This window comes from Clostridium sp. MCC344, from assembly GCF_018785365.1.
Classification (GTDB): Bacteria; Bacillota; Clostridia; order Lachnospirales; family Lachnospiraceae; genus Pilosibacter.
The window spans coordinates 67,278-86,102 of the sequence record NZ_WQPQ01000056.1; the positions used below are offsets into that span (position 1 = coordinate 67,278).

Genomic DNA, 18,825 nt, shown 5'->3' on the forward strand with positions numbered 1-18,825 from the left:
TTTTGCTGTTGCGGATGTATGCTTGTGGGAATAATCACCATGGTTTTCTCATATCTTGTGCAGAAAGCTGGAAAAGGTCAGAACGGGATATGGGGGGATCAAATCGTGATCGACTGGAAAGAAGAGGCAGAGAAAACGTATGGATTTCAGGTGAATACACTGCGGCGGGGACGCGGGTCCTGGATCCTGGAGACGGATCAGGGGCTGCGGCTTTTAAAGGAATATCGGGGAAGCGTGAACCGTCTGGAGTTCGAGGAGGCGGTTTTGCAGTCTCTGGACGGGATGGAGACGGTAAAGGCAGATCAGTATGTGAGAAACTCCGAGGGAGAACTTTTATCTTCGGCGGAGGATGGAAGCCGGTATATTGTGAAACAATGGTATGCGGACCGGGAATGTGATCTGAAAGATGAGAAGGAGCTCCTCTCGGCGGCCCGGGCGCTGGCGCTCCTGCACCGGCAGTTTCGCGAAGTAAAGAGGCAGGCTGAATGGAATATGAGATCCATGGTCTCGCCGCCGCTTTTTGAAGCGATGCGACGCCATAACCGGGAGCTCAGGAGGGCGAGAACGTTTATCCGGGGAAAGCGGAAGAAAAATGAGTTTGAGCTCTGCGTGATCAGGAATTTTGAGTGTTTCGCGGTGCAGGCAGAGGAAGCGGAGCAGGGAATGGAACGGCTGTATGAAAAACATGGTGAGGAGATCATGAACGGATATGCGGTCTGCCACGGGGAGCCGGACTACCACCATATTCTGATCGGAAACGGATATACGGCAGTGACGGAATTCAACCAGATGCACCTGGGTGTGCAGATGGAGGACCTGTACTATTTTCTCAGAAAGATCATGGAAAAACATGACTGGAATGAGCGCCTGGGGAGACAGATCATGGAGACGTATGAGCGCGTGCTGCCGATCACGGAGCTGGAACGGCAGGTGCTTTACTATCTGTTCCGGTATCCGGAGAAATACTGGAAGCAGATCAATTTTTATTACAATGCCAACAAGGCCTGGGTGCCTGCGAAGAGCACGGAGAAGATCAAAAAACTGGAGGCACAGCAGAAGATGCGCGAGAAGTTTATCCGCTTTTTTTCCTAGTTGGGAATTTTCGGAACCGAAAATTCCGTATGATACCGTTGGAGTCGCGGATTTTGCCGATTCGGAATGCGGAGCATCGGCAAAATCCTGTTACAGTGTGCGGGCATGGAGTGTCCGTGTACTGTAACATGTTTATCCGGGTGCCTGAAAAATAATGAGTGTACAGGCTTGCAGAACAGGATTGTTATATGATAAGATATGATATAAAAATGCGGCTGTGACCGGAATATAACAGACAGCCGCACAAAGGAGGAAATCCCATGAAATGTCCATTTTGTGGTGCACAGGATACAAAAGTCATCGATTCGCGCCCGGCGGATGACAACAGTTCGATCAGACGCCGCCGTCAGTGCGAAGAGTGCGGGAAACGTTTTACGACGTATGAAAAATTAGAGACAATGCCGCTTATGATCATCAAGAAAGACGACTCCAGAGAACCGTACAACCGGGAGAAGATCGAGAATGGAATCCTTCTTTCCTGTCATAAGCGCCCGGTCTCTTCGGAACAGATCACGAAGATGATCGATGAGATCGAAAAACAGATCTTCAGTATGGAGGAGCGGGAGATCCCGTCCGTGACGATCGGTGAGCTTGTCATGAAAAAGTTAAAGATGGTGGACGAGGTTGCCTATGTCCGTTTCGCGTCCGTCTACCGGGAGTTTAAGGATGTGAACGCATTTATGGAGGAGCTCGCGAAGTTCCTGAACAATAAATAAGAGATGGGGAGAAAACTGCAAAGGGCTGAAAAATTCAAGCCGAACGCAGGGCAGCAGTATGTTTGAGACATTTTATCCGGGAAACTATGTGGACAGTGCATATGAGATCCCATACGAAAAACTTTATGAGAGAGGATATCGCGGGATCATCTTTGATGTGGACAACACGCTGGTTCCCCACGGTGCACCGGCAGATGCGCGGGCGATCGAATTGTTTGAGCGGCTCCGCGCGATCGGGTTTTCGACCTGCATCCTTTCCAACAATAAAGAGCCGCGGGTATCTCCGTTCGCTGACAAGGTGGGGAGTCCCTATATTTTTAAGGGCGGAAAACCGTCGAGAAAAGGATATGAGCGGGCCATGGAACGGATGAAAACAGACCGCGACACGACATTGTTCGTCGGGGATCAGCTTTTTACGGATGTCTGGGGCGCAAACCGGACAGGCCTCTACTCGATCCTCGTAAAGCCGATCAATCCCAAAGAGGAGATCCAGATCGTCCTGAAACGCTATCTCGAGGCGATAGTTCTCGCGTTTTACAGGAAACGATTGAAAAAAATGGGGCAGACAGCCGGGGATTTTTGCAAAAAATAGTTGAAAACCGCAGTAGAATAGTATAGAATAGGATAGAATCAGCTATTAGCGTGAAATGTGAAATAAAATAATTGGAAACAGTTTTAAGGAGGATTATCATTTATGGTATCAGCAGGTGATTTCAGAAATGGCGTTACACTCGAAATTGATGGACAGGTCGTACAGATCTTAGAGTTCCAGCATGTAAAACCGGGTAAAGGCGCTGCTTTCGTTAGAACAAAATTAAAAAACGTGATCAACGGCGGTGTTGTTGAGAGAACTTTCCGTCCGACCGAGAAATTCCCGGCAGCAAGAATCGACCGTGTGGACATGCAGTATTTGTATGCAGACGGCGACCTTTATAACTTCATGGATGTTAACACATACGAGCAGATCGCATTATCCACAGATGTTGTTGGCGATGCATTAAAGTTCGTAAAAGAGAACGAGACTGTTAAAGTCTGCTCCTACAACGGCAAGGTATTCTCTGTTGAGGCTCCGTTATTCGTAGAGCTTGAAGTAACAGATACAGAGCCGGGCTTCAAGGGCGATACAGCTACAGGCGCAACAAAGCCGGCTACTCTTGAGACAGGCGCTCAGATCAACGTTCCGTTATTCGTAAACCAGGGTGATCGCGTTAAGATCGATACACGTACTGGTGAGTACCTTTCCAGAGCTTAATCTGCAAAAACAAGTTTCAGAATCCCAGGGAACCAGGTGTTTCCTGGGACTTTTTTTACCCTTTTTTGTGCGAAAAATTGCGTAACAGGTTGCCAATTGGGTAAAATTTTCTTATAATGGAAAGGACAGAGAAAGGAAGTGAACACATAATGGAAGGTCGAAGTCATACGATGGAGGCAGACGCACACCCTGAACCGGTGGCAATACGCATGACCGGGGGCTGCTGTTATGTGTGTTGCCGAAATCAATCTGTTCAGTTGTAACCGGTGTCTTTGGATTTACCGGATGCAATGGCTTTGTCTCCATGATCGCATGAATCTTTGCCGGAAATTCCGGGCAGAAATAACAGATTGTGGGGGAAAAGAAAATGCCGAATGATGGAAATGAAACATTTGACATGGAGCATCTTCTGGAGCTGGCAGAGGAAAAAAAATACCGCCTGCTGAAGGAAGAGCTTGTGGAACTGAACGAGGTGGATATCGCATCGTTCATCGAAGAACTGGACTCTGAGCGCACCGTAATCGTGTTCCGGATGCTGCCGAAGGCGCTGGCGACCGAGGTATTTGCCGAGCTTCCGGTGGACAAGCAGAGCCACATCATCAACAGCATCACAGATAAGGAGCTTTCCGAGATCGTGGATGAGCTCTATGTGGATGATGCCGTTGACCTGGTGGAAGAACTCCCGGCGACGGTGGTCCGCCGTGTTTTACAGAACACGAAGCCGGAGACGAGAAAGCTCATCAACCAGTTCTTAAACTATCCGGAGAACAGTGCCGGAAGTATCATGACAGCCGAGTATATCGGACTGAAAAAGAACATGACGGTGGAGCAGTGTTTCGCCTACATCCGCCATCACGCAGTAGATTCCGAGACAATCTACACCTGCTATGTGATGGACGAAAAAAGGATGTTGGACGGTGTGATCACGGTAAAGGACCTTCTCCTTCAGCCGTATGAGCGCCAGGTCGGCGATATCATGGACACGCACGTCATCAAAGCGAAGACGACCGATGACCAGGAGCTTGTGGCCGATACGATGAACAAGTACGGACTTCTCTCCATGCCGGTCGTGGACAGTGAGGACCGTCTGGTCGGGATCATCACGGTCGACGATGTCATGGAAGTCATGGAGGAAGAGGCGACCGAGGACTTCGAGAAGATGGCGGCGATGCTGCCGAGTGAAAAGCCGTATTTAAAGACGGGCGTATTCACGCTGGCGAAGAACAGGATCCCGTGGCTTCTGATCTTAATGCTTTCCAGTACGATCACAGGTGGGATCCTTGTAAAATACGAGAATGCCTTTGCGGCGATCCCGCTTCTCGTGAGCTTTATCCCGATGTTAATGGATACCGGCGGAAACTCCGGAAGCCAGAGCAGCACGATGATCATCCGTGGTATGGCTGTCGGTGATATCGAGCCGAAGGATATCCTGAAAGTCGTGTGGAAGGAAGTACGGGTCGGTCTGATCGTCGGATTTGTGCTGGCGGTGGTCAATTTTATCCGCCTGATGATCCAGTACCCGGGAAATACGATGATCTGTCTGACGGTTGTGATGAGTCTTTTCTGTACCGTTATCGTCGCGAAGACGATCGGATGCACGCTGCCGATCGGGGCGAAAGTATTAAAACTTGACCCGGCGATCATGGCGTCGCCGATGATCACGACGATCGTGGATGCGGTGAGCCTGATGGTGTACTTTAATCTGGCGTGCCATCTGCTGGATATGACGGTGTAGAGGATGGAAATGATAAGAATGTCTGTCTGCGGACTTATCCGCGGATAAATATATATTAACAGGAGTATGGATTATGGAAAAAGTAAGAACAAGATTTGCGCCGAGCCCGACCGGCCGGATGCATGTAGGTAATTTAAGAACAGCTCTTTACACATACCTGATCGCGAAGCACGAGGGCGGAGATTTCATTCTCCGTATCGAGGATACAGACCAGGAGCGCCACGTTGAGGGCGCCGAGGACATTATCTACCGCACACTGGCAGAGACAGGCCTGGTCCATGACGAAGGTCCGGATAAGGACGGCGGCTACGGTCCGTACGTTCAGAGTGAACGTCAGAAAGCCGGGATCTACATGGAATATGCGAAAAAACTTGTGGAAAAAGGTGAGGCTTACTACTGCTTCTGTACCCAGGAGCGCTTAAATACATTAAAGAAGACCGTAAACGGTGAGGAGATCATGGTTTACGATAAGCATTGCCTGCATCTCTCCAAAGAAGAGGTAGAGGCAAACTTAAAGGCGGGAATGCCGTTCGTCATCCGCCAGAACAACCCGAAAGAGGGAACCACCACATTCCATGACGAGATCTACGGAGATATCACAGTAGACAACGCAGAACTCGACGACATGGTCCTCATCAAATCCGATGGATATCCGACCTACAACTTCGCAAACGTTGTGGACGACCATCTGATGAAGATCACACACGTTGTCCGCGGAAATGAGTACCTTTCCTCATCTCCGAAATACAACCGTCTCTACGAGGCATTTGGCTGGCAGGTTCCGATCTATGTACACTGCCCGACCATCACAAACGAGGAGCACAAGAAATTAAGTAAGAGAAGCGGACATTCCTCCTTTGAGGATCTTCTTGAGCAGGGATTCTTAACAGAGGCGATCGTAAACTTCGTTGCCCTTTTAGGATGGTCTCCGGCAAACAACCAGGAGTTCTTTACACTTGAGGAGCTTGTAAAAGAGTTCGATTACCACAATATGAGCAAGTCTCCGGCTGTCTTTGATATGACAAAGCTCCGCTGGATGAACGGTGAGTACATCAAGAAGATGGATGATGACAAGTTCTTCGAGATCGCAAAACCGTACCTTGAGGCTGTGATCAAGAAACCGCTGAATTTAAAGAAGATCGCCGGAATGGTAAAGACAAGAATTGAGACTCTGCTCGATATCGCGGATCAGATCGATTTCTTCGAGGAAATGCCGGAATACAGCGCAGATATGTATGTTCATAAGAAGATGAAGACAACAAAAGAGAACTCCTTAGAGACATTGAAGGAAGTTCTTCCGATCCTTGAGGCGCAGGATGACTTCAGCAATGACGCTCTCTTTGAGGCTCTTTCCAAATACGTTGCCGATAAGGGCGTAAAGACAGGCTTCGTAATGTGGCCGATCCGTACCGCAGTGTCCGGAAAGCAGATGACTCCGGCAGGCGCTACTGAGATCATGGAGATCATCGGAAAAGAGGAGTCTCTGGCTCGTATTAAGAAGGGAATCGAACTTCTGGAAGCAGCAGAATAATGGATTTTAATCAGGCACAGATGACGGCCCTGGAACACCGGGATGGACCGATGATGGTCCTCGCGGGTCCGGGGTCCGGAAAAACGACAGTAATTACACACAGAATCAAGAGACTGCTGGAGGCGGGCGTTGACCCCTCCGGCATTCTTGTCATTACGTTCACAAAAGCGGCGGCCACGGAGATGAAGGAACGGTTTCTGAGACTGGCGAGGGAAGAAGACGAAAAGCGGAAACAGGCGGAGCAGAGAGCAGGCGGGAGCCGGACGGGGGCGGAAAAGCCCTTTTTTGGAACTGCTGATCCTGGTCCCCGGAGGCGCGAAGCCTGCGGGACGTCTCTGGAGGCGGCAGGTTCCCGTGTGAGCTTTGGAACCTTTCACTCGGTCTTTTACCATATTTTAAAGTGGGCGTACCGTTTCCCTGCCGGAAATGTGATCAGCGGGGAGGAAAAACGCCAGTATTTTAAGAAGTTTCTCGATGAATCAGAGATGGAGGTCGAGGACGAGGCGGAATTTATCTCCTCCATCATCAATGAGATCAGCTACGTAAAAGGCGAGCGCCTGGATCTGAAGTACTACTATTCCCAGAACTGCCCGGAAGAGTGGTTTAAAAAGCTTTATGACGGGTACGATGAGATGCTGAAAACGACGGGAAAGATCGACTTCGACGATATGCTCGTCATGTGCCATGAGCTGTTTACGGAGCGGAAGGACATCCTGGCAGCATGGCAGAAGAAGTTTAAGTATATTCTCGTGGATGAGTTCCAGGATATTAACCTTCTTCAGTATCAGGTTGTCCGGATGCTGGCACTGCCGGAGAACAATCTCTTTATCGTCGGAGATGATGACCAGTCGATCTACCGGTTCCGCGGGGCGAAGCCGGAGATCATGCTCGGCTTTGAAAAGGATTTTCCGGGGACAAAACGGGTGCTTCTGGGAACGAATTACAGGTCTACAAAGGAAATCGTGGAGACCTCTCTTCGCCTTATTGAGCACAATAAGGTCCGGTTTGAGAAGAAGCTGGAGCCGTTCCGGGGATCCGGACGTCCGGTGGATTTCCGGGTTTTCGACAATCCCGGACATGAGATGGACACGGTGGCGCAGAGTATCCGCGCGTACCATGACGCCGGGTATCAGTGGAGCGAGATCGCGGTACTGTTCCGAACAGGGGCAAATTCCGGCCTGATGGCGGAGCGGCTGATGGGCTATAATATTCCGTTTAAGCTGCGGGATGTGATCCCGAATCTTTACAGCCACTGGATCGCGAAGGATCTCTTCGCCTACATGGAGATCGCGGCGGGCAGCAGGAAAAGATCCGATTTTTACAGGATCATGAACCGGCCAAACCGGTATTTCAGCAGGGATGCCTTTGATACGCCGATCGTATCCTTTGACCGCCTGAAATCCTTTTACCAGGATAGGGACTGGATGGAGGAGCGGATCTGTGACCTGGAGGCGGATCTTCGCGCAATGGCGCCGTTAAAGCCTGTGGCGGCAGTCAACTATATCCGGAAGGCGATCGGATACGATGACTATCTGCGGTCCTATGCAGAATTCAGGCGAATGAAGCCGGAGGAACTTTTCGAGACGGCAGATAAGCTCGCGGAGAGCGCGGCGGAATTTGCAACCTTTGTGGAGTGGAAGGAACATGCGGCCCGGTATGAGGAAGAATTAAAGAAGCAGAATCAGGAAGAGCGCGAGGAGACGAAAGATCGCGTGACTTTGTCAACGATGCACAGTGCAAAGGGACTGGAATATCCGGTCGTCTTTGTGGTTGATGCGAATGAGGGGATCGTTCCACACCATAAAGCGGGTCTGCCGGCGGATATCGAGGAGGAGAGACGGCTGTTCTATGTCGCCCTGACACGTGCGAAGGACCGGCTTCATGTAGCGGCGGTGAAGGAGCGGTATCACAGGAAGACGGATGTTTCCCGGTTTGTGGAGGAAGCAGGACTGTGATTAAGTCGAATGTACGTGGGACCTGGTGAGCAATTCTGGTCAGAGCAAGTTGACAAATTCCTCACGGAATTACTGCACTTTGCACTCTGTTTTAAAAAGCGAGGAGAAACATGGGACTTGTTCATATTTACTGCGGAGATGGAAAAGGAAAAACGAGCGCGGCGGTCGGACTGGCCGTCCGGGCGGCAGGATGCGGAAAACGCGTGGTGATCGCGAGATTTTTAAAGACGGACAATTCCGGGGAAGTGGAAATTTTAAAGAAAATCCCGGAGGTTACGCTGATCCCGTGCCGGAAAACATTTGGCTTTGTCCGGTCGATGGATGAAGAGACGAAAAGGGAATGTGCGGCATACCACAGAGAGCTGTTTGGCGAAGCGGTGAAACTCGCGGAACATGCGGATCTGGTGGTGTTTGATGAGATCATGGCGGCTGTAAATTACGGGATGGTTCCGGAACGCGATGTCCTGGAATTTCTTGAAAACCGCCCCGGAAGAGATCAGACGGACGGGCTGGAGATCGTTCTCACTGGGAGAGATCCGTCGGAGAAGCTGATCGCGGCAGCGGATTATGTCTCGGAGATCTGTAAGAGAAAGCATCCGTTTGACCGCGGGATCATGGCGAGACGGGGAGTTGAGTACTGATCGCTTCTTTTTAAAAGTAGCAATTCTTTCTATTGATTTTATGGCAGTTTACTGGTATCCTATAAAAAATGGCAGCCGTGACGGAAAAGAACCGCTGCAAGAAACGGCAGGATGCCGGAAATGAGAGGAATTTGAGCTTATGGCAAAGGACAAAAATATGAATCAGGATGCTGCAAACGATGAGGAGATGACCGTGACTCTGACACTGGATGACGGAACCGAGTTAGAGTGCGTGGTCCTTACGATCTTTGAGGCGGCTGATAAGGAATATATCGCGCTTCTTCCGTTAGACGGAAATGAGGCTGAGGATGGCGAGGTATACTTATACCGCTACACAGAGATCAATGGAACTCCGGATATCCAGAACATCGAGAGCGACGAGGAGTACGAGATCGTTGCTGATGCGTTCGATGAACTTCTCGACACTGAAGAGTACGACGAGATTGTAGGCGAGGACGAGCTGGACGACTGATTTAAAAAATGAGAAACAGCAGTTTCCCATAATATGAACCGCTAAGGCGGCGTTTCCGACTTCCGATAGAGGGAGAATGGGGACGCCGCCTTTTTACGTGCAATATACGTGCGGGGCGTAGGATAGCGGGAGCAAATGGAAAATAGAACATAAGTTCGAAAATAACTGTACATTTCTATATAGACATGGTATACTTAAAAGCAGTTAAATATATTTTTAATTCCAGGATGCGAGACCGGAATAATATGAAAGAAGCATGAAACTAAAAAAGATGAAATAGACCGAATCAGGAGGAAACCATGGATCATTTTGAACTTGTATCAGAATATCAGCCGACCGGTGACCAGCCGCAGGCAATCGAACAGCTGGTAAAAGGCTTCAGGGAAGGCAATCAGTTTGAGACACTGCTCGGTGTGACTGGATCCGGTAAAACATTTACGATGGCGAACGTGATCCAGCAGTTGAATAAACCAACACTTGTGATCGCGCACAATAAGACGCTGGCAGCACAGCTTTATTCGGAGATGAAGGAGTTTTTCCCAAATAATGCGGTGGAATACTTTGTATCCTATTACGACTACTATCAGCCGGAGGCCTATGTGCCGTCGACGGATACTTATATTGAAAAGGACTCCGCGATCAACGATGAGATCGATAAGCTGCGTCATTCTGCGACAGCGGCCCTTTCTGAGCGGAATGATGTGATCATTGTAGCTTCGGTATCGTGTATCTATGGTCTGGGAAGCCCGATCGATTATAAGAACATGGTGATCTCGCTGCGCCCTGGAATGGAAAAAGACAGAGATGAAGTGATCCACAAACTGATCGATATCCAGTATACAAGAAATGAGATGGATTTTAAACGAGGAAGTTTCCGTGTGCGAGGAGATGTGCTGGAAGTATTTCCGGCATACTCCGGAAGTGAGGCGTACAGGATCGAGTTCTTCGGGGACGAGGTGGACCGGATCATAGAGATCGAGGCGCTGACCGGAGAGGTGAAGGCACAGTTGGAACATGTGGCGATCTTCCCGGCATCCCACTATGTCGTTCCGAAGGAAAAGATGATGCGTGCGACTGAGAATATTCTTGCAGAGATGAAGGAGCAGGTAACCTTCTTTAAAAGTGAGGATAAGCTTCTGGAGGCACAGAGGATCGCTGAGCGGACAAACTTTGACGTGGAGATGATGAGGGAGACTGGATTCTGCTCCGGGATCGAGAACTATTCCCGCCATCTCGTGGGTTTCGCACCGGGGCAGCCACCGTGTACGCTGCTCGACTATTTTCCGGATGACTTTCTGATCATCGTGGACGAGTCCCATATTACGCTTCCGCAGGTCCGCGGCATGTATTTTGGCGACCGATCGCGAAAAAAGACACTGGTGGATTATGGCTTCCGTCTGCCGTCCGCACTTGATAACCGTCCGCTGAATTTTGAGGAGTTTGAGACACATATCAACCAGATGATGTTCGTGTCGGCGACGCCGTCCACTTATGAGGCGGAACATGAACTCCTGCGTGCGGAGCAGATCATCCGCCCGACAGGGCTTCTGGACCCGGAAATCTCTGTCCGTCCGGTGGAAGGACAGATCGATGATCTGGTGGGCGAGATCAATAAAGAAGTGGAAAAGCACAATAAAGTTCTCATCACGACGCTCACAAAGCGTATGGCGGAGGACCTGACGGATTATATCAGGGAAGCCGGAATTCGTGTAAAATATCTGCACTCGGATATTGATACGCTGGAGCGTGCGGAGATCATCCGGGATATGCGTCTGGACGTCTTTGATGTCCTTGTTGGAATTAACCTTCTCAGAGAGGGACTCGATATCCCGGAGATCACGCTTGTTGCGATCCTGGATGCGGATAAAGAAGGATTTCTTCGTTCAGAGACATCCCTGATCCAGACGATCGGGCGTGCGGCCAGAAACGCGGAAGGTCATGTTATCATGTATGCAGATACGATCACAGATTCCATGCGGGCCGCCATCGACGAGACGAATCGCCGCCGGGAGATCCAGCAGAAGTACAATGAGGAACATGGAATTACCCCGCAGACGATCAAAAAAGCAGTCCGTGATCTGATCGCGATTTCAAAGGCAGTCAGCGCGAATGAGGAAGAATTTAAGAAAGATCCGGAGTCTATGGATGCAAGGGAACTGGAGAAACTTGTAAAGGAACTTACAAAGAAGATGCGCCAGGCGGCAGCGGAACTGAACTTTGAGGAAGCAGCTAAGCTGCGTGACCGGATGAAGGAAGTGAAACAGATGCTGCTGGAACTGGAGGATCATTAGAACGCACAGCAGGAAGAAGAAATATTTTGTATTCCGGGGAAATGCTGTGGAAGGATTTTACAGACGAAGGTATGTGACTGCTATAAAAAAGGAAAAAGGACTGGGAGACAGAAGCTCTCAGTCTTTTTGATATGTGCACACATGCCTTTGCCCGCACCGGGCGGACGAATGTACCGGAATACGATTATTGACAATTATTCTCAATAAGAATACAATATTTCCAGATGACAGGAAGACTGCTATCGACTATGATAATGAAGGATGAACACAGGATGAAACTTTATGAAGGAAAGATTGGCACAACGTACCTGGTCGAATCGGTTCATGTGGAAGATGCGATCAACCGGCGTCTGGAGGCGCTGGGTGTAAATGAGAATACTCCTCTTCTTGTGATGAACAAGAAAAACAGCGGAACGATGATCATCAAAGTCCGCGGAACCCGTCTGGCGCTTGGAAGGCGGATCACAGGCGGGATCGAAGTTAAAGAGGAGGCGGCATCATGAGTGGAACAGAAAGACCGATCAATGTCTGTTTTGTGGGAAACCCGAACTGCGGAAAGACAACCTTGTTCAATGCATTTACCGGTGCAAAATTAAAAGTGGCAAACTGGCCCGGCGTTACGGTAGAGCGGGTGGAAGGAGAGACGAGCTATAAGGGCAGAAAGATCCATGTGATCGATACGCCGGGTATCTACAGCCTGACTTCCTATACAATGGAAGAACTCGTCACAAGGCGCTGTATCGAGGAGGACGATGTGGATGTGATCATCAACGTTGTTGACGCGTCCTCACTGGAACGAAATCTGTATCTGACGCTGCAGCTTCTGGAATTAAAGAAACCAGTAATTCTGGCACTCAACATGATGGATATCATCGAAGAGCGCGGAATGGAGATCGATCTTCACCGTCTCCCGGAGATGCTGGGCTCGATCCCGGTCGTTCCGGTATCAGCGAGAAAGAGGACAGGACTCGATGTTCTGATGCATGCAGTGGTACATCATTATGAGGAAGGACCGCAGGGGGTGATCGTTCACTATGACAGGACGATCGAAGACCGGATCCAGAGAGTAGAGGATCTTCTCCGTGAAAAATATCCGGACCTGACGAACCTTCGCTGGCATGCGATCAAGATGCTCGAGTACGATAAGGAGGTCATGAAGGACCATCCGATCGAATTTGAGAGTATCGTTCCGGAAACTCTGGAAAAAGAGATCATCAATGAAAAGTATGACTATGTGGAATCGGTTGTCAACGAATGTCTCTTTAACAAAGAAGAAAAATCACAGATGACGGATCGGGTGGATCGTCTTTTGACGCATCCGGTTCTTGGAATTCCAGTATTTTTCGGGATCATGGCACTTGTATTTTTCCTGACGTTTACCGTCGGAGATTTCCTGAAAGGTTACTTTGAACAGGGACTGGAACTTTTATCGTCGAGTGTACTTTCGGGGCTGCAGGCTGCGGGTGCCTCCGACTGGGTGATCTCCCTTGTTGTTGATGGTGCACTTGCTGGAGTCGGAGGAATCCTGACATTTCTGCCGAATATTTTTATTCTTTTTCTCGCACTTGCATTCCTTGAGGACAGCGGATATATGGCGAGAGTGGCATATGTCATGAATGAGACGATGGGAATGGTCGGACTTTCCGGTCGTGCGTTCCTTCCGATGCTGTTAGGATTTGGCTGTACGGTTCCGGCAGTCATGGCGACAAGAGCGTTGGAAAACAAGAGAGACCGTTTAAAGACGATCCTCATCACGCCATTTATGTCATGTTCAGCAAGGCTGACGATCTATGTACTCCTTGCTGATATGTTTTTTCCGAAGTCGGCGATGTTAGTGGCATATTCCCTGTACCTTGTCGGAGTTGCGATGGCGATCATCATTGCGCTGATCGTACATAAAACGACAGACAGCAAGACGGAAAATGCCCTTTTGATCGAGCTTCCGGAATACAAGATCCCGAACTTGAGAACTGTAGCGATCTACGTATGGGAGAAAGTAAAGGATTATCTGACAAAGGCAGGAACAACGATCTTTCTCGCATCGATCATTTTATGGTTTGTCATGAATGTGGGACCGACCGGATTCATCACAAACGTTGCGGACAGCTTTGCTGCAAAATTCGGTCAGATCCTGGTGCCGGTATTAAAACCGGTCGGACTCGGAAGCTGGCAGATCGCGGTAGCGCTGATCTCAGGAATTTCCGCTAAGGAGGTTGTTGTTTCAAGTATGTCCGTACTCTACGGGATCACAAACATCAACTCGGCAGCAGGAATGGCAGAACTTTCCGGAATCCTTGGGGGAACGGGATTCACGGCTGTCAACGCGTATGCACTGATGGTATTCTGCCTTCTCTATACACCGTGTATCGCCACGATCGCCACGATCAAACGTGAGACACAGTCCTGGAAATGGACCCTGGGGATGGTCGTATTCCAGCTGGTACTCGCCTGGATGGCGGCATTTGTCGTATTCCAGATCGGAAGCCGTCTGTGATCTTTGACAGAGCAAAAATATTGAGAAGCTCCCATCTTCTGACGAGCACTCAAAGGAAGCAGTCATTAGAAGAATAAGTGGGTGAAAAGAGAACAGTGCAACAAATCACGGTCAGGTTTGCGCTGATATGTCAGACTCTGTGAAATTACTGACCGTGGATCGGAACAAGAATCTGAAGGGGTAAAAGGGGTAACAGATGAACGAAAAAACTTTGCTTGAGGCCGTGGTGCTGGCAGGTGAGCTCATGCTTGTCAGCGGCGCGGAGATCTACAGAGTGGAAGATACTATGAACCATATGTTGAAACGCTCCGAGTATGAGCAGACGGAGACGATCGTATATGGAACAGGAATCTTTGTCACGTTAAGCGATCCGAATAAGGAACCGCTGACCCGGGTCAAACGTGTCGCGGACCGGTGTACAAGTATCAACCGGATCTGTCTGGTGAATGATGTGTCGCGCCATTTCTGTGAGGGAAAGATCACCGTGGAGGAGGCGCTGAGACAGCTGCGTGAGATCCAGTCACCGAAGACGACCCAGTATGACTGGCTGACACAGGGACTGGGGTACGTTGGGGTTTCGGCGCTTTTTGCCCCCATGTTCGGCGGATCCTTTGGAGACTTTCTGGCATCGATCGTAGTCGGTGTCTGCCTTGCGGTCGCGGCCTGGATCGGAAAGGCGCTGAAATTCAACGATTTCTGTTTTAATGCCTTTGGCGCCTTTGTGCTGGCATTTTCAGCCATGACGGTCTGTCATTCCTATCCGGGGCTGAATTCTGATACGATCATTGTCAGCGCTGTTATGCCTCTTGTCCCCGGGGTGACGTTTACGACGGCGATTCGTGATACATTGAACGGCGATTATGCTGCCGGTTCTGCGCGGATCCTCGAGGCGATCGTTGTGGGACTTGCGGTAGCATTTGGAGTCGGAGCAGGACTTGTCGCTGCACGCAGTCTGGAAGGAGGACTTTTATGATCATACAGGTATTCAGTGCGTTCTGGGCGATCGCGATGTTCTCGATCCTGACGGAAACTCCAAAGCGATTTTTACCATATGCCGCATTTTCCGGCGGTTTCGCCTGGTGGGCGTATTTGGTGATCAATAACCTGACACATTCCACTCTTCAGGCAACGTTTTTTTCGATCCTTGCAATGGCATTTTTAAGTCATATCCTGGCAAGGATCAAGAAAGCTCCGGTGACGGTTTTCCTGATCGCGGGAATCCTTCCGACAGTTCCGGGAGCAGGGATTTACCGGACTGTATATTATCTGATCCAGGGAGATCAAGCGCTTTCCACGCATTACCTGATCTCAACACTTCATACCGCAGGAGCGATCGCCCTGGCGATCTTTATTACAGATTCTGTCGTAAATCTCGTACATCTCTATCATGAAGGAAGTCATGCGAGAAGAAATTAGGCGGTGAGCTCGTTGGAAGCTTTGTGGGAGGCGTGCGGCAGGCGGGATCTACAAAAGAGCTTCGGAGTTGTCAGCGTAGATCTCCATCCGGTCGGTTTCTCTGCGGTAGCGGTACAGATGGTCAGAGAGAAAGTCTTCCGGCAGGATCGACTCGCGGTTGACATTCTGGATCGTATTGCAGAAGACATGGTAATCACGTTCCGTAAAAGCTTCAGAATCAGCAATGATCAGGACCTCGTGGATGCTGGAGGGAAGGATGAGAAGATCTTTCCCAAACGCATCCGCGAGGTCTTTTAATTTGTCCGGATAGAGTACGCAGGCGGCTCCGTGGTGAGCGGAACTGTTGGTAAGGACATAGAGCGTCGGAACCGGGCAGTCTTCCGGAACAAAATCGATGGAACCGGGGAAGTATTCCTCGATCACTGTCTCAAGGCGCCGGAAATTTGCCGGATAGATTCGGGGAGTATTTTCCGCTGCAAGCGAAAAAAGATCTTCCGGCGTCAAGTTCCAGGACGCGGACACCACGTTTGTGATGACGGAGCTGATCTGAGTTTCCCCTTCAGATTCTATTACCAGGGAGAAGATGACCGCGAGATCAAGGCAGGGGATCCAGGGAATCGTCTTTAAAAGTTCCTCGTTTTTATCCTGGGCGACGAGACGACAGGTGATCCGGTCCCGGAAATCTTCAAAATGGTTCAGGGAAGTTAGACCCGTCACGGAGAGCGGAAGTTCCGTATCAGTGATCGATACCATGTAATCGCAGAGCTCGGACATAGAATGTCCTTTTTCAAACTGTTCGTACAGCATCTCAAGGGAGATCACGGGAGAGCAGTGTTTTCCTGCTTTTAAGAGAGCCAGGGAGTCGAGGACGACCCCGTTGTTTTTCAGAACGTGTTCCCGGTGAATGGAATAGCCGGTGTCAAGCATGTTAAAAAGCTCTTCCTGCAGTGCAGCACAGAATTCTTCGTAGTTCATTGTAATACCTCCTGATGTGTTTTCAGATTCATAGATTTGATATTTGTGACGTGTAAGAATAGAATGTGTGTAACGATCCAGCCGGACGGATCCAGGGGATGAAGCTGGTCCCGGAGTTTACAGGTTGGTGGCCAGACATCGGGAAGAAGCTGCCGATGGAAATTTCTGTAAGGAAAGGATTGGACCGTTACGGATGTAAAACAAGTGAAAACACGCTTCGCGAGTTTTCACTTGTTATCGCGACAGTCGCCAAGGTCTCGCGTAAGCGCGGACTTTGGCTCGTTGTTCGCGTAAATAAAAGGATAGGTGTATTCTATCGAAATCCAGTTCGAAAATCAATCGTGATGATTCACAAGAATTGCCCCCTGAAATTGACACTCGGACGAAAAAATGTTGTATTTACAACATACAAAAGGAAGATATCGTGGTAGAATAGCAATAATATAATCCCAGGGGGCAAAAGTCAGAACTCTGATGCAAGTCTGCCCACAGAAAGATCTTTGCCCCTGGAATCCGGCAAGACTGATCCAGTTTAAGAGACGGATCATGGTAAGATCCGGACGGAAAGGAAAAAGAAAAATGGCTTTTATCAAAAATATCGACCATGAAAAAGTTTTAAACCTTGCTTCTCAGATCACAGCAGCACCGGGACAGATCGTCAGCAAGACACTTGCCCAGAATAAGGCAGTTAGTCTGACATTGTTTGCGTTTTCCAAAGGTGAGGAGATCAGCACGCACGATTCTACCGGCGATGCGATGGTTCATGTGATCGAAGGCGTCGGTCAGTTCACCGTAGACGGTGTGGAACATATCTGCAAAGCCGGAGATGTTCTCGTTATGCCGGCGAAGAAACCGCATGCAGTGTTTGCAAAAGAAGATTTCAAGATGCTGCTTACTGTGGTATTTCCGTTGGATTGATCGTTATTCTGGATTCTCTGGAAAAAGGATGTGCTCTGACAGAGCCGGGTGCCCTGCAGCAGGAGAGCAGGAAAATTTTCCGGAGAACAAAAAAGGTTACTGTAACCCAAAAAGATCCCTGTGTGATCGGAAAGTCACACAGGGATCTTTGACATCATTGGTCAATGAATAAACATCGCATCTCCAAAACTGAAGAACCGATATTTTTCACGGATTGCTTCCTGATATGCGTTCAGAATGTGTTCCCGTCCGGCAAGTGCGGATACGAGCATTACGAGAGTGGATTCCGGGAGATGGAAGTTTGTGATCAGGCAGTCCAGAATCTTAAATTTGTATCCCGGATAGATAAAGATCTCAGTCCAGCCGCTTCCGGCTTTCAGGATCCCGTCATCGCCGGTTGCAGATTCCAGGGTACGGCAGCTCGTAGTTCCGACACAGATCACGCGTCCGCCGTCTGCCTTGGTATCGTTGATCTTCTTTGCCTCGGACTCCTCTACGATATAGAATTCAGAGTGCATGTGATGATCTTCGATGGTATCGACCTTTACCGGGCGGAAGGTTCCGAGACCTACGTGAAGTGTTACATGAGCGATCTTAACTCCCATGTCCTCGATCTCCTGCAAAAGCTCCTTTGTGAAATGCAGACCGGCTGTCGGGGCAGCTGCAGAGCCCTCATGTTTCGCGTATACAGTCTGATAGCGGTTCTTATCTTTTAACTGGTGCGTGATGTACGGGGGCAGCGGCATCTGGCCAAGCTTGTCAAGAATCTCCTCGAAGATCCCGTCATATTCAAACTGGATCAGGCGGTTTCCTTCATCGACGACATCGATGACTTTTCCTTTTAAAAGTCCGTCACCGAAGGATACTTCTGCGCCGACCTTCATCTTTTTACCCGGCTTTACAAGAGTTTCCCAGACATTGTCGGATTTTCTCTTTAAAAGAAGAACTTCGATTCCGGCATCTGTTCCGACCTTATGTCCCATGAGACGCGCCGGGATAACTTTTGTATCGTTGATAACAAGGCAGTCGCCCTTTTTCAGGTAATGCAGAATATCGCGGAAATGACGGTGTTCCATTTCTCCGGTCTTTTTATCTAATACAAGCAGCCGGGAAGCAGAACGGTCCTCAAGCGGATCCTGCGCGATCAGTTCCGGCGGCAGTTCAAAGTTAAAATCTGTTACATTCATTTCTCTATCTCCTGTCTGGCATCCTTATCAAAAAGTTCCATGCCATTGTAGCAGAATCGGGAAGAAAAATCAATGAGGTGCGCCGGAATATGGGGAAAATCGGTGATCATCTGCAAAAGGCTCGGACAGCAGCCGGGAAATAAAAAATAC

General features: G+C 49.4%; 17 protein-coding genes. 15 read left to right on the forward strand and 2 right to left on the reverse strand.

The genetic code is table 11. The annotated features are described in order from the left end of the window. The first annotated feature begins 39 nt into the window (after positions 1–39). The 14 genes from GPK90_RS19115 to GPK90_RS12415 all read left to right on the forward strand — a co-directional run bounded on the left by GPK90_RS19115 (position 40) and on the right by GPK90_RS12415 (position 15,595). Complete coding sequence (locus GPK90_RS19115) at positions 40–1,092, forward strand: protein kinase family protein (RefSeq protein ID WP_243121930.1); 1,053 nt, start codon at positions 40–42, stop codon at positions 1,090–1,092. Between the two features lie 260 nt (positions 1,093–1,352). Next, positions 1,353–1,808, forward strand: coding sequence for a transcriptional regulator NrdR (gene nrdR / locus GPK90_RS12355; protein WP_118298799.1), 456 nt, complete (start codon positions 1,353–1,355; stop codon positions 1,806–1,808). 58 nt (positions 1,809–1,866) lie between these two features. Continuing rightward, complete coding sequence (locus GPK90_RS12360) at positions 1,867–2,400, forward strand: YqeG family HAD IIIA-type phosphatase (protein WP_118529360.1); 534 nt, start codon at positions 1,867–1,869, stop codon at positions 2,398–2,400. 102 nt (positions 2,401–2,502) lie between these two features. Next, the gene (efp, locus tag GPK90_RS12365; protein ID WP_118298797.1) at positions 2,503–3,060 is read left to right on the forward strand and encodes an elongation factor P; all 558 of its coding nucleotides are present in this window, start codon (positions 2,503–2,505) and stop codon (positions 3,058–3,060) included. 397 nt (positions 3,061–3,457) lie between these two features. Continuing rightward, a complete protein-coding gene (gene mgtE, locus GPK90_RS12370) occupies positions 3,458–4,795 on the forward strand; it encodes a magnesium transporter (RefSeq protein WP_405580503.1) in 1,338 nt (445 codons plus the stop codon). 73 nt (positions 4,796–4,868) lie between these two features. Continuing rightward, the gene (gltX, locus tag GPK90_RS12375) at positions 4,869–6,326 is read left to right on the forward strand and encodes a glutamate--tRNA ligase (RefSeq protein ID WP_118513876.1); all 1,458 of its coding nucleotides are present in this window, start codon (positions 4,869–4,871) and stop codon (positions 6,324–6,326) included. After that, positions 6,326–8,281 (forward strand): ATP-dependent helicase, encoded by a 1,956-nt coding sequence (locus tag GPK90_RS12380; RefSeq protein WP_118529361.1) that lies wholly within the window; start codon positions 6,326–6,328, stop codon positions 8,279–8,281. The genes gltX and GPK90_RS12380 overlap by 1 nt, the downstream gene beginning before the upstream one ends. A 110-nt stretch (positions 8,282–8,391) precedes the next feature. Further along, complete coding sequence (locus GPK90_RS12385; RefSeq protein ID WP_118529362.1) at positions 8,392–8,922, forward strand: cob(I)yrinic acid a,c-diamide adenosyltransferase; 531 nt, start codon at positions 8,392–8,394, stop codon at positions 8,920–8,922. Positions 8,923–9,061: 139 nt separating this feature from the next. Then, a complete protein-coding gene (locus GPK90_RS12390; RefSeq protein ID WP_118298792.1) occupies positions 9,062–9,394 on the forward strand; it encodes a DUF1292 domain-containing protein in 333 nt (110 codons plus the stop codon). A gap of 299 nt (positions 9,395–9,693) precedes the next feature. Then, positions 9,694–11,685 (forward strand): excinuclease ABC subunit UvrB, encoded by a 1,992-nt coding sequence (uvrB, locus tag GPK90_RS12395; RefSeq protein WP_215703122.1) that lies wholly within the window; start codon positions 9,694–9,696, stop codon positions 11,683–11,685. Between the two features lie 272 nt (positions 11,686–11,957). Continuing rightward, on the forward strand, positions 11,958–12,188 hold the full coding sequence (locus GPK90_RS12400; protein WP_118298846.1) for a FeoA family protein: 231 nt from the start codon (positions 11,958–11,960) through the stop codon (positions 12,186–12,188). Further along, a complete protein-coding gene (feoB, locus tag GPK90_RS12405; RefSeq protein ID WP_215703123.1) occupies positions 12,185–14,179 on the forward strand; it encodes a ferrous iron transport protein B in 1,995 nt (664 codons plus the stop codon). The genes GPK90_RS12400 and feoB overlap by 4 nt, the downstream gene beginning before the upstream one ends. A 196-nt stretch (positions 14,180–14,375) precedes the next feature. Next, positions 14,376–15,152, forward strand: coding sequence for a threonine/serine exporter family protein (locus tag GPK90_RS12410; protein WP_215703124.1), 777 nt, complete (start codon positions 14,376–14,378; stop codon positions 15,150–15,152). Continuing rightward, positions 15,149–15,595: a threonine/serine exporter family protein gene (locus GPK90_RS12415; protein WP_118298788.1), complete on the forward strand. Its 447-nt coding sequence runs from the start codon at positions 15,149–15,151 to the stop codon at positions 15,593–15,595. The genes GPK90_RS12410 and GPK90_RS12415 overlap by 4 nt, the downstream gene beginning before the upstream one ends. A 48-nt stretch (positions 15,596–15,643) precedes the next feature. Here the strand turns inward: GPK90_RS12415 and GPK90_RS12420 are convergent, their stop codons facing one another. Further along, positions 15,644–16,570, reverse strand: coding sequence for a DUF5688 family protein (locus GPK90_RS12420; RefSeq protein ID WP_215703125.1), 927 nt, complete (start codon positions 16,568–16,570; stop codon positions 15,644–15,646). A 579-nt stretch (positions 16,571–17,149) separates the two neighbouring features. On the opposite strand from GPK90_RS12420, the gene GPK90_RS12425 reads away from it, so the two are divergent. Further along, a complete protein-coding gene (locus tag GPK90_RS12425) occupies positions 17,150–17,488 on the forward strand; it encodes a cupin domain-containing protein (RefSeq protein ID WP_118529594.1) in 339 nt (112 codons plus the stop codon). 161 nt (positions 17,489–17,649) lie between these two features. Here the strand turns inward: GPK90_RS12425 and queA are convergent, their stop codons facing one another. Further along, positions 17,650–18,675: a tRNA preQ1(34) S-adenosylmethionine ribosyltransferase-isomerase QueA gene (gene queA, locus GPK90_RS12430; RefSeq protein ID WP_215703126.1), complete on the reverse strand. Its 1,026-nt coding sequence runs from the start codon at positions 18,673–18,675 to the stop codon at positions 17,650–17,652. Positions 18,676–18,825: the final 150 nt, after the last annotated feature.

What these genes read in the sequence shown, in the direction of transcription:
- GPK90_RS12415 (WP_118298788.1), top strand. Translation starts at nt 15,149, where the DNA reads ATGATCATACAGGTATTCAGTGCGTTCTGGGCGATCGCGATGTTCTCG.
- GPK90_RS12390 (WP_118298792.1), top strand. Translation starts at nt 9,062, where the DNA reads ATGGCAAAGGACAAAAATATGAATCAGGATGCTGCAAACGATGAGGAG.
- nrdR (WP_118298799.1), top strand. Translation starts at nt 1,353, where the DNA reads ATGAAATGTCCATTTTGTGGTGCACAGGATACAAAAGTCATCGATTCG.
- GPK90_RS12410 (WP_215703124.1), top strand. Translation starts at nt 14,376, where the DNA reads ATGAACGAAAAAACTTTGCTTGAGGCCGTGGTGCTGGCAGGTGAGCTC.
- GPK90_RS12400 (WP_118298846.1), top strand. Translation starts at nt 11,958, where the DNA reads ATGAAACTTTATGAAGGAAAGATTGGCACAACGTACCTGGTCGAATCG.
- GPK90_RS12385 (WP_118529362.1), top strand. Translation starts at nt 8,392, where the DNA reads ATGGGACTTGTTCATATTTACTGCGGAGATGGAAAAGGAAAAACGAGC.
- gltX (WP_118513876.1), top strand. Translation starts at nt 4,869, where the DNA reads ATGGAAAAAGTAAGAACAAGATTTGCGCCGAGCCCGACCGGCCGGATG.
- efp (WP_118298797.1), top strand. Translation starts at nt 2,503, where the DNA reads ATGGTATCAGCAGGTGATTTCAGAAATGGCGTTACACTCGAAATTGAT.
- GPK90_RS12420 (WP_215703125.1), bottom strand. Translation starts at nt 16,570, where the DNA reads ATGAACTACGAAGAATTCTGTGCTGCACTGCAGGAAGAGCTTTTTAAC.
- GPK90_RS12425 (WP_118529594.1), top strand. Translation starts at nt 17,150, where the DNA reads ATGGCTTTTATCAAAAATATCGACCATGAAAAAGTTTTAAACCTTGCT.
- uvrB (WP_215703122.1), top strand. Translation starts at nt 9,694, where the DNA reads ATGGATCATTTTGAACTTGTATCAGAATATCAGCCGACCGGTGACCAG.
- GPK90_RS12380 (WP_118529361.1), top strand. Translation starts at nt 6,326, where the DNA reads ATGGATTTTAATCAGGCACAGATGACGGCCCTGGAACACCGGGATGGA.
- GPK90_RS12360 (WP_118529360.1), top strand. Translation starts at nt 1,867, where the DNA reads ATGTTTGAGACATTTTATCCGGGAAACTATGTGGACAGTGCATATGAG.
- GPK90_RS19115 (WP_243121930.1), top strand. Translation starts at nt 40, where the DNA reads ATGGTTTTCTCATATCTTGTGCAGAAAGCTGGAAAAGGTCAGAACGGG.
- mgtE (WP_405580503.1), top strand. Translation starts at nt 3,458, where the DNA reads ATGGAGCATCTTCTGGAGCTGGCAGAGGAAAAAAAATACCGCCTGCTG.
- feoB (WP_215703123.1), top strand. Translation starts at nt 12,185, where the DNA reads ATGAGTGGAACAGAAAGACCGATCAATGTCTGTTTTGTGGGAAACCCG.
- queA (WP_215703126.1), bottom strand. Translation starts at nt 18,675, where the DNA reads ATGAATGTAACAGATTTTAACTTTGAACTGCCGCCGGAACTGATCGCG.